General features: G+C 35.9%; 6 protein-coding genes and 1 tRNA gene. 3 read left to right on the top strand and 4 right to left on the bottom strand.

All coding sequences use genetic code 11. The annotated features are described in order from the left end of the window. Positions 1-240: 240 nt before the first annotated feature. On the bottom strand, positions 241-2856 hold the full coding sequence (gene adhE / locus BR73_RS0101950) for a bifunctional acetaldehyde-CoA/alcohol dehydrogenase (protein ID WP_033164186.1): 2616 nt from the start codon (positions 2854-2856) through the stop codon (positions 241-243). Between the two features lie 394 nt (positions 2857-3250). Here adhE and BR73_RS0101945 point away from each other — a divergent pair, with 394 nt between their 5' ends. From BR73_RS0101945 to BR73_RS0101935, 3 genes are all read left to right on the top strand, one after another. Next, positions 3251-4330, top strand: coding sequence for an HD domain-containing phosphohydrolase (locus tag BR73_RS0101945; RefSeq protein ID WP_033164185.1), 1080 nt, complete (start codon positions 3251-3253; stop codon positions 4328-4330). Positions 4331-5252: 922 nt separating this feature from the next. Then, a complete protein-coding gene (locus tag BR73_RS0101940) occupies positions 5253-6143 on the top strand; it encodes a DUF3881 family protein (RefSeq protein ID WP_033164184.1) in 891 nt (296 codons plus the stop codon). Positions 6144-6258: 115 nt separating this feature from the next. Next, positions 6259-6332 (top strand) — tRNA-Arg (locus BR73_RS0101935). Positions 6333-6580: 248 nt separating this feature from the next. Here the strand turns inward: BR73_RS0101935 and BR73_RS0101930 are convergent. The 3 genes from BR73_RS0101930 to araA all read right to left on the bottom strand — a co-directional run bounded on the left by BR73_RS0101930 (position 6581) and on the right by araA (position 11118). Beyond that, positions 6581-8101 (bottom strand): D-alanyl-D-alanine carboxypeptidase family protein, encoded by a 1521-nt coding sequence (locus BR73_RS0101930; protein WP_051684904.1) that lies wholly within the window; start codon positions 8099-8101, stop codon positions 6581-6583. Positions 8102-8923: 822 nt separating this feature from the next. Beyond that, positions 8924-9622 carry an L-ribulose-5-phosphate 4-epimerase gene (locus tag BR73_RS0101925; protein WP_033164183.1) on the bottom strand — a complete coding sequence of 233 codons (699 nt, stop codon included), beginning with the start codon at positions 9620-9622 and terminating at the stop codon, positions 8924-8926. 20 nt (positions 9623-9642) lie between these two features. Beyond that, positions 9643-11118 (bottom strand): L-arabinose isomerase, encoded by a 1476-nt coding sequence (gene araA / locus BR73_RS0101920; RefSeq protein ID WP_033164182.1) that lies wholly within the window; start codon positions 11116-11118, stop codon positions 9643-9645. Between the last annotated feature and the right edge of the window lie 378 nt (positions 11119-11496).

Below are 11496 nucleotides of genomic sequence, written 5' to 3'. Positions count from 1 at the left end.
ATAAAACCTGCATATTAAAAAATTGCATATAGAAACTGCATGTAAAAAACTAAAACTACAAGCCAAAAACTATAAGCCAAAAAACTGTAATAAGAAGATATATGTAATAAGAAATCAGGTAATTGTAAAAAAAGTGAGTTAAGATAAATGAATAAATAGATTCAAAAAGGCCGCCTGCTTTTCGCAGGCGGCCTTTTCAGGCAGGTTGTTTTTGTAATGTAGATTCATATCATATAAATATTACTTCTTAGCAGGTACATTACCTTTTCCATAATAAGCTGTTAAATATAAATCTTCTAATTCAGATACTAATGGAAGTCTGGGATTAGCTGTTGTACACTGATCACCGAATGCTAAGTCTGCAAGAGGATTAACTTTTGCTAAGAAATCTTTCTCATCAAGGCCATACTCTTTTAAGGTTGCAGGAATTTCAAGGAAAGCATTTAACTTCTCAATTTCTGTTGCAAGTATTTCAACAGCATCATCGTTGTTCTTAGGAGCGAAACCTAATTTCTTCATTAAGTTAAAAATCTTATCTCCTACAATATAGTTCTCATATTTAGGCCATGATGTGAATTTGGTAGGGCAGGAGGTACCATTGTAACGAACTACATGAGGGAGTAAGATTGCATTTGCGCATCCGTGAGGTACATGATATTCACCACCGAGTTTATGTGCTAAGGAGTGGTTGATACCAAGGAATGCATTTGTAAATGCCATACCTGCAATAGTTGATGCATTGTGCATTTTTTCTCTAGCTACTGGATCTTTCTCTCCAAATTCAAAGGATCTCTTCAGGTAAGTGAATACCATCTCAATAGCGTGTACTGCTAACGCATCTGTATAGTCAGAAGCAAGAATGGAGATATATGCTTCAATTGCGTGTGTTAAAACATCCATACCGGTCCATGCTGTAGATTTCTTAGGTACTGACATAACGAAATCAGGATCAATGATAGCAACATCAGGAGTTAATTCATAATCTGCAAGAGGATATTTCTTATTCTCAGTTTTATCAGAGATTACTGCAAAAGAGGTAACTTCTGATCCTGTACCGGAAGTGGTAGGAATAGCTACTAATTTAGCTTTCTTTCCTAACTGAGGGAATTTGTAGGTACGTTTTCTTATATCTAAGAACTTAAGGGACATGTTCTTGAAATCTGCATCTGGATTCTCATAGAATAACCACATACCTTTTGCAGCATCAATAGCAGATCCACCACCTAATGCGATAATGACATCAGGTCTGAATTTATTCATGGAGTCTACACCCTTCATGATTGTTTCAAGAGAAGGATCGGGCTCTACCTGATCAAAGATTTCGCAGTGAACATATTCTTCTCTTTTTCTTAACTGATAAAGAACCTTGTTTACATATCCAAGCTGTGTCATAGCAGGGTCAGTAACAATGAATGCTTTTGTTATATCAGGCATTTTGGAAAGATAAGCTGTTGAACCTGATTCAAAGTAAATCTTGTTAGGAATCTTAAACCATTGCATATTGTTTCTCCTCTTAGCCACACGTTTGATATTTACCAGGTCAACTGCAGAAACATTGTGAGTTGTTGAGTTTCCGCCGTAAGATCCGCAGCCGAGTGTTAAGGAAGGCATATTTGTATTGTATAAATCACCAATTGCACCATGAGTAGAAGGAGAGTTAACAATGATACGTCCGGTTTTCATACGATTTGAGAACTCTTCGATAACTGTCTGATTAGTTGAGTGAAGTACGGAGGAATGACCCATACCGCCATTTGCTAACATTTTCTCGCAAAGACCCATACCATCTTCCACATCTTTTGCTTTTACAACTGCTAAAACAGGGGATAATTTTTCTATAGACAGTGGATATTCCTTACCAACACCGTCGATCTCTGTGCATAAGATCTTTGTTTCTTTGGGAATTGTAAAGCCAGCAAGAGCTGCGATTGCTGCAGGTGACTGTCCAACGATAGCAGGATTTACTGATAATTTTTCAATATTTATTACAACAGGCTCTAATTTCTTGATTTCTTCTTTGGTTGCGAAATAACAGCCAGCTTTTTTCATAAGCTCGATTACTTCTTTATATACAGGTGCTTCAATAATAGCAGCCTGTTCGGAAGCACAGATCATACCATTATCAAATGATTTGGAAAGAACAAGGTCATTTACTGCACGTTTTAACACAGCAGTTTTCTCAATAAAGCAAGGTACGTTACCAGGACCAACACCTAAGGCAGGTTTTCCGGAGGAATATGCTGCTTTTACCATTCCAGGACCGCCTGTTGCAAGGATGCAGGCTACACCGGGATGATTCATTAATACTGAGGTTGCCTCTACGGAAGGATATTCAATCCATTGGATACAATCTTTAGGTGCACCGGCATTAATTGCTGCATCATATAAGGTTTGTGCTGCAGCTTTGGAGCACTGTTGTGCACTTGGGTGGAAACCGAAAATTATAGGATTTCTTGTCTTAATACAAGAAATTATCTTGAACATTGTAGTTGAAGTAGGATTAGTTACAGGTGTTACACCAGCTACAATACCAATTGGTTCAGCAACGGTCATGTAATCTTCCTCTTCATTATCTTCTATAATACCAACTGTTTTCTGATATTTAATGGAGTGCCAGATGTATTCTGTAGCAAAGATATTCTTTGTAATCTTATCTTCATAAATACCGCGCTGTGTTTCTTCAACTGCCATTTTAGCAAGATATTGCTGTTTAGCAAGTCCGGCCAGTGCCATTTCATGAACGATAGTATCAATTTGCTCCTGATCATAATTCATAAACTCTTTCAGAGCTACCTGTGCATTCTTAACTAGTTGGTCTACATGTTCCTGGGGGGTAGGTTGTTTTTTCTCACTCATGGGAGTCCTCCTTATTTATGTTAAATTCTTAACAATTAACTGCGCTGCTTATTACACATTTAATATATCAAATTGTTATTAATTTGTCAAACTAATATTTTGTATATGGTGCATAAAATAGCACCTAAGATTTTGTGCAAAAAGTGCATAAACCATACATAATGCACAAGTGGAAAATATGTGAAATTGCTAGTTTAACATATTGTATAAAAAAAATGTCATTTTATAAAATTATTGTTAAGGTATTAACAATACCTTGGAACTATTTTTCTATACCTATATTGACATTGCCGTTTTTATCCGATATTGTATTAAGTAGGAACTAATATTATTTTCGTTGATAGTATACAAATGATAAGGATTATTACCCTTTGTATATACATGAGGTATCTATATGAGAAAGGTGTTACTTGATACAATCAAGGGACATGAATTGCTAGCCAGGGATATCATAACAGACAGCGGTATTGTGATTATGTCAGCAGGAGCCCCTGTTAAGATAGAATATGCCAAGAAACTGAAAGAATTAGGATATAGTTATATATGTATAGAAGATGAGTTATCCCAAGGCGTTAACGAAGAAGAGAATATTGAAGAAAAAATTAAATATGAATGCCAGGACATAGTGCGAGATGTTATAGAACGTTATACTTACCAGGGATATGGTGAATTAGAAGAAATTAAAAATGTTGCAGAAAATATAATCTGTGATATCGTTAACTCACCCCACGTTTTATACAGTATATCAGGTATACGAAAAAAGAATGAAGGTACATATGCCCATTCTTTAAATGTATGTGCCATGTCTGTTTTGATTGCATTGCGAATGAAACTAAGCAAAGATAAAGTACGACAGATTGCTCTTGGCAGCCTGCTCCACGATATGGGATATAATTTAGTCAAGATTGATTATCAGAATTACAACTATTTAAAGAGCAGTAAAGAAGAGCAAAAAGAATTAATGAAGCATGTTGTATATGGTTATTCTTCCGTTATTAAAGAAAACTGGCTTCCAGTGGCATCGAAAGATATTATATTATGCCACCATGAGAGAATTGATGGTTCAGGATTTCCTTTTCATAAAAAGGGAGACAAGATTAAAATAGGAAGTAAGATTGTAGCTGTATGTGATGCTTTTGACAGCCTTGTATATGGTTTTCTGATACCAAAGCTGAAGGTGCACCATGCTTTGGACTATATCGTTAGTCAGGCCGGTATTAAGTTTGATTTTGAAGTTGTACATTGTTTTATTGAGCTAATAGCTGCATATCCCAATGGCACAGTTGTAGTTACGGATGAAGGAGAGACTGGAATTGTGTTAAGACAGAACACAAAATGCCCTACAAGGCCGGTATTGCGTATGCTGACGGACAGCAATGGACGTAATTATGCTAATTGGATCGAGAAGGATCTTAAAACAGACTTGTCAACTATGATTGTTGATACTATGGATACAGATGACTATATAGGGTAAAATACTATTATAATACAATTTGTCATTATACATTAGTGACGGTTTGATAAGGTGTTTCTGTTATATTGATTGATAGGTTGACAGGGTATCAGCTTGTAATCTGATTCCTGCAAAGAGAAGTTCTGCTTATAATACAAAGTAATATAAGTAATACAAAGTAATATAAGTAAAGCAGAGTAATATAAGTAATACAGAGTAATAAATAATGTAAGTAATATAAGTAAAGCATAGTAATGTAAGTAATCCATAGTAATGTACGTAATCAAGGGTAATGTACGTAAAGCAGAGTATTATAAGTAATCCACAGTAATATAAGTAAAGCAGAGTAATATAAGTAATACACAGTAATTTAACTTGTCATCAGATTCAAAATATGATATAAGTAATAGATATTCATTGATTTTCATTTTTATGGGTATGTTAACTAAGCTAACCTCCATATAATAAGATAATCCAATGATTGTATTAAGCAGGAGTTGGTGTGAAATAAACACATTTCAAACTTCTTATTTTGGCAGTACTATAAGAGGCTTGAGGTATGAGTATGTTTATGTGGAAACATAAAAATAATTTCCACTTCTGATTGGTGCGCGCCAAGGCGCGAATGTTAATAGTGTGAATTATTGAAAGACATAATTCATACCCTGATTTGTGGCAGTGCCTATATCTGCAAGCAGATAAGGCATGCAATGGTAGCTAGTGTGAAAGAAGGGTTATATGTTCACCTGCTGACCTAAATCCTTGTGTAAGCACGGTTAGGACATTAAACTGCTGAGAATAAGGAAATAATTGGTGAGTTTGATTATACAGCAGTATCGCAAGCTGCTTGCGATGTGCATAGGGATTAGGTTGAAATTGCTTTCAACTTCTGATTTATGCGATATACAATTAGCTAACCAGTATATGCAGGAAAGAGGTTATTATGCATAGTTTTTTAAGAGCAATCGGTTTTACAAACATGAAAGATAGATTAGATCTGGAACGTCTGGTAAATCTGATTACAGAGCAGCCTACGGATAAGAGAATATATACTCAGCAGGATGGCAGGATTTTTGCGGAGATAACGAAATTATTCAGTAAGCAGATTGGCGTTACAGTCAGAGGAGAGTATGACAGCCAGGGTAAGTTTTACATGGAACATTATTTTCCCTATATTAAAGGAAGCTACATCAGTACCAAAGAAGATGTATCTATTATAAAAAGAGTAGACACTGATGCTTATACAGGTATGAGCGATGATGTCAGGTTAGGTGTCTCCCTGATCTTTTATTTGCAGAATGTAGTTGATTATCTGAACGAGTCCAAAGATAAGAAGCAGTTTGACAGGCCTTTTTCCATATATCTATCTGCATTATCTGTATCAGGAAAGATTCTTCTCCCCTTAGAAAGAGATGAGAAGCTGGCAAAGAGCAATACTGCAGAAGTTCAATATAGAAGACAGTTGATTTCAGAAGCGAAGAAAGGCAACCAGGAGGCTATTGATAGTCTGACTATTGATGATATCGATATGTATGCCATGATTTCAAGACGTGCTAAGGTTGAAGATATCTATACAATCGTTGAGACCTCTTTTACGCCTTATGGCTCTGAATCTGACAATTATACTATATTAGGTACTATAATTGATTTGGATGTCCTTAAAAATGAAATTACAGAGGAAGAGATGTATAATCTGAGTATCTCTTGTAACGATGTTATCTTTCAGGTAATTATAAACAAAAGTGATTTATACGGAGAACCTTTGGTAGGCAGAAGATTTAAAGGAAATATCTGGCTTCAGGGATATGTCGACTTTCTGGGCAGTAATGTATAACAATAGTTATACCAGTCAAAAATATTGACGTTTGGGGTTGACTATTTGTTCTTAAAATAGTAGAATATTTTTGCTGTTATTTTATCATAAGATAGCAGGGCTTTAAATAAAGCACGTTCTCGTAGCTCAGCAGGATAGAGCGATCGCCTCCTAAGCGATAGGTCGCACGTTCAAATCGTGTCGGGAACGCTTAAAAGGGTTGTTGTAGATTGCTACAACAGCCCTTTTTTCTTTGTTATATAGTTAAGTTGTATAAAAAATAGATTCTCACATTTATGAAAGCGCTTTTTAATTAATTTAGCTTGTATGATTTATTAGTCTGTTCATCAATAATACATACTACTACTAAGATATTCTTGGGTAATAGTAAATTATTTAAATCTTCTTTAGATTAATCAATCATATTACAACCTGTCATATACCTTTATTTGGTATCCTTAAAGGTCAAGATAATCATTTTTTGAGTAATAACGTTTACTCTTTTTTCTTTTTGCATTATAAGCATTCTTTCTCTTTCTATAAGGTAATTCCACAAAGAAAAGATACAAGGTTACGGATACAAGGATTACAATAATTATTATAGCAATAATGATAATACGAAGCCTTCCATTATCATCCTGAGTCTCCTGGGGCATTGAGACCCCTTTGGTTACTATTGTTTTTGGAGTTTCCGGAATGAAGTTGTTATTTAATACATAATTGGTAGAAGTGGTGGAATATACGATATCTGCAGACCCCACATAAGTATTATCATAAGTAAAACGCATTGTCCCGATATTGTTGTCACCTTCTCTAAGTTTGTCCAGGGGTGAATATGAGATTGTACTTTCAGCTTCATCAAATTTAACTCCCTTTGGTAAAATAACACTGCCGGCACTGCTTAACTTTAACGGAGAAGTTGTTCTGCTGAATAAGGGTGCGTATTGGGTAAATAATTCTGTATTGCCGGTCTTATCAGAAGACACTTCGTTTACAACATTGTGTTTTGTATAATTCTCAAAACCATAATTAAGCAATGCCTCCGTATCACCATATTCATTGGGAATGGAATCACAATACATAATAACACTGATTAAAGTCATTCCGTCACGTTCTGCAAAGGTAACAAGGGTATATTTGGCCTTTGAGGTATAACCGGTTTTACCGCCGAGAGTACCTTCAAATGAATAGCTTCCTTTTATCATACCGTGATGGTTGGCAAGATACCTGGATTCCTTTTGAATATTAGTTGGTGGAATGGTATAGGTCTTTGTACCGGTAATTTTACGAAAAGCCTCATTATTAATGGCAGCTCTTGATATAAGAGCCATATCGTAGGCACTTGTATAATGATTTTCATCGGGCAACCCATGGGGGTTGATAAAGTTAGAATCAACGCAGCCTAAACTGGCAGCTTTTTTATTCATCATTTCTGAGAAAGCAGATACACTGCCGGCTACATGTTCCGCTACAGCATAGGATACTTCATTTGCTGATTCCAGCATCACGGCATAGAGGCTCTGCTCCATGGTTAGTTTTTCACCTACATCGATACCGATCCGGCTGCTGTCCAGATCAACATCGTATATAGCATTCTTAGAAAAGGTTACAATTTCTCCGGGAGTTGAGTTTTCCAAAGCTACTAAGGTGGTCAGGACTTTGGTAATACTGGCAGGATAATGTTTTTCATGTATGTTCTTGGCATATAGAATTGTTCCGGTGGAAGCTTCCATTACAATTGCGGCTTCAGAAGCAACATTTGGCATATCACCTATGTTTAAAGCTTCATTTTCAGTTGTTTTTTTATTATTGGCAGATTTATCATCATTAGTACTATTTTCGCTGTTATTATCCAGTGATTCATCAGTTGCTGCTGTACTGGGGGTTATATCGGATGCAGCCAGAGCATGTACATTGTAAACGGTTGTGTTTAATATTAATGCGCACAAAGCACATATAAGAAAGAGTGATTTTCTCATGACAACTCCTTATAGGGCAATATTTATAGTATGGGATTTTTTTCAGTATTTATTTAGGCACTACTTCATTAAGCTATAAAATAAGTGATAATACTTTTATATAGCTTAGACTAATTATATGATTTTTATCTATTTTATCGTTCGTTATATATTTTGTTTTATGTTTCATTAAATATTTCGTTTATGTTTTGTTAAATATTTTGTTTTATGTTTCGTTAAACATTTCGTTTTATGTTTTGTTAAATATATTGTTTTATGTTTCGTTAAATATATTGTTTTATGTTTCGTTAAATATTTTGTTTTATGTTTCATTAAATATTTTATTTTATGTTTCGTTAAATATTTCGTTTTATGTTTCTTAAATATTTTGTTTTATGTTTCTTAAATATTTTGTTTTATGTTTCTTAAATATTTCGTTTTATGTTCGTTAAATGTTTCGTTTTATGTTCGCTAAATGTTTCGTATTATGTTCGTTAAATGTTTTCAGATCGAATTGTATCGAAATTATGTATTTATATAAAATTTTTTATTATATTTATATATTATAGATTATTTCACAGGTTGTAGCAAGCATTAAAGGGATGTTAAGAAAAAATTAATGAAATAAAGATTAACTTTCCAGCAGAAATAGATAAAAGATTACCAATAAGAATACTTTTAACGAAAAACCCCCTTACTTAGCCTGATATTCAGCAAGGAAAAGTAAGAGGGTTTTCTGTTAAATTTTTTATATTATTAAACGTATATCCAAATGTTATATAAATAAAACTTTGATGCTTAGAAGCTTAAAATCGAAACTCAGCTAAAAATCAGTATACAGGATTATTTTTGACCATAATATGCATTAGCGCCATGTTTTCTGAGATAGTGTTTATCCAAGAGTTCCTGTTGAATGGAGGGAAGCTTTCCTTCTGACAAAGACAGATTATGCCAAGCCATAAAAGCAACCTCTTCCAATACTACAGCATTGTGAACGGCGTTTTTTGCAGATGTTCCCCAGGTAAAGGGACCATGACTGTATACTACAACTCCCGGTACAGCTAATGGGTCAATTCCTCTTTCCCTGAAACACTCAATAATAACTGTACCGGTTTCTTTCTCATAGGCAGCAGCTATTTCTTCCGGAGTCATTTTTCTGGTGCAGGGAATCTCTCCATAAAAATAATCGGCGTGTGTGGTACCAAAAGCCGGTACTCCTATTCCTGATTGTGCAAAAATAGTTGCCCATCGGGAATGAGTATGGACGATTCCGCCAAGACCGGGAAAGGCCTTGTAAAGTTCTATATGAGTTGCGGTGTCGGAGGAGGGATTTAATTTACCTTCCACAGTTTTACCGCTCAGATCGACTACTACCATATCCTCAGGGGTCATTACGTCGTATTCAACACCGGAGGGTTTGATAACCATAAGACCGCTTTCTTTATCAAAGGCAGATACATTACCCCAGGTAAAGGTTACAAGATTATGTTTAGGCAGAAGCATATTTGCTTCATATACCTCTTTCTTCAATACTTCTAACATAGGCTTATTCCTCTTCCTTATTATTTTAATTTCCAGGCAATATCCTGTAAGAATAACTGTTGTTTTAAGTTTTCTACTGTAGTGCTTTCAGAAATATGAACATATTCAATATCCATCATTTCTGCCCAGTCCTGCATCTGCTCAGCAGTTATGCTATAGGAGAATACAGTATGGTGTGCGCCGCCAGCAAGTATCCAGCACTCGGCACCTGTTTTAAGATCCGGCATAGCTTTCCACATAACACGTGCTACAGGAAGATTAGGCATATCATAAATAGGTTTAACAGCAACCACATCCTGGACGATAAGGCGAAGACGTCCGCCCATATCGACTAAAGATACAACAATTGCTTTTCCTTCATGGCCTTCAAATACCAGTCTCGCAGGATCAGCTTTACCGCCGATTCCAAGGGGATGTACTTCAATCTTAGGTTTTCCGGCTGCAAGAGTAGGGCACACTTCAAGCATATGTGCTCCTAAAGATAATTCATTACCTTTTGTGAGATCATAAGTATAATCCTCCATGAAAGCAGTTCCGCCGGGAAGACCTTCTGCCATACGTTTTAATATATGAGTAAGAGCAGATACTTTCCAATCACCTTCACCGCCGTAGCCATAACCAGCTTCCATTACTCTCTGGCTTGCAAGTCCGGGAAGCTGCTCCATTCCGTGAAGATCTTCAAAGGTGTTGGTAAAGGCACCGTAACCGCCTTCTGTAATCATCTTCATGAGAGCAACTTCTACCTTTGCCTGGTAACGAACGGAGGCAATATTGTCTGTATTGAATTCATATTTCTCTTCATACTCTTTCATTACTGCATCAATCTGGGCTTCTGTAACGTTATTGATCTCAGCTACTAAATCACCTACAGCAGTTGTATTAACCTGCCAGCCAAGTTTAATCTGAGCTTCAACTTTATCGCCTTCTGTAACGGCTACCTGACGCATGTTATCGCCGAAACGGATAACTTTTAAGCCTTTACTTACAGCTACACCTACCGCTGATCTCATCCAGCTTCCGATACGCTCCTGTACATCTTCATCCTCCCAGTAGCCGGCGATAACTTTTCTTGCCATACGTAATCTGGTACCAATGAAGCCATGCTCTCTGTCACCATGAGCTGATTGATTTAAATTCATGAAATCCATATCAATTCCTTCGTTAGGTATTGTACGGTTGAACTGTGTATGAAGGTGCAGATAAGGCTTCTCCAAACGGGTCAAGCCATTGATCCACATTTTGGATGGAGAGAAGGTATGCATCCAGGTGATAATACCAAGGCAGTTGTCTGCATAGTTAGCTTCTTTAACCAGTGCTGTAATTTCATCAGGTGTTTTTACAATAGGCTTGAATACAACGGAGCAGGGAATAACAGATGACTGGTTTAAGGTATCTGCAATAACCTTTGAGTGCTCTGCTACCTGTTTCAGTGTCTCAGGTCCATATAAATGCTGGGAGCCTGTTATAAACCAGAATTCATATTGTTTTAATGACATAATAAGTCCTCCTTAATTATTTTGCGTGATTGGATAGTTCTATTGCATATAAAATAGTTTGTGTATCTGGACGAAATTATTACGTGCAATCTGTTTTCTGTGATTGGATGAACTATTGCATGTAATATATTTCAGGTGATTGCATTAACTTTGAGCTGCTTCTTAAAAGTTATGCATTTGTAAAGTAGCAGTATGAAACAGCTTAACTGCTCTAACCTATGTAATCGGATGTAAGCAGTATTCTTGGATGAACTTCTTATCAGCAGGAGTTACATAGTTAGTTTATACAGCATTCTTCTGACTAATATTGAAATATCTTTGGATAGCTGCAGCTGTGAATTGATTTTTTACAGCCGCAGCAGAAATTAATCAAGTGCT

Source organism: Clostridium sp. KNHs205 (assembly GCF_000702945.1).
Classification (GTDB): Bacteria; Bacillota; Clostridia; order Lachnospirales; family Lachnospiraceae; genus Anaerocolumna.
This window is presented reverse-complemented; position numbering and strand designations above follow the sequence as displayed.

Coding starts and splice junctions, on each gene's coding strand:
- adhE (WP_033164186.1), bottom strand. CDS start 2,856: ATGAGTGAGAAAAAACAACCTACCCCCCAGGAACATGTAGACCAACTA.
- BR73_RS0101945 (WP_033164185.1), top strand. CDS start 3,251: ATGAGAAAGGTGTTACTTGATACAATCAAGGGACATGAATTGCTAGCC.
- BR73_RS0101940 (WP_033164184.1), top strand. CDS start 5,253: ATGCATAGTTTTTTAAGAGCAATCGGTTTTACAAACATGAAAGATAGA.
- BR73_RS0101930 (WP_051684904.1), bottom strand. CDS start 8,101: ATGAGAAAATCACTCTTTCTTATATGTGCTTTGTGCGCATTAATATTA.
- BR73_RS0101925 (WP_033164183.1), bottom strand. CDS start 9,622: ATGTTAGAAGTATTGAAGAAAGAGGTATATGAAGCAAATATGCTTCTG.
- araA (WP_033164182.1), bottom strand. CDS start 11,118: ATGTCATTAAAACAATATGAATTCTGGTTTATAACAGGCTCCCAGCAT.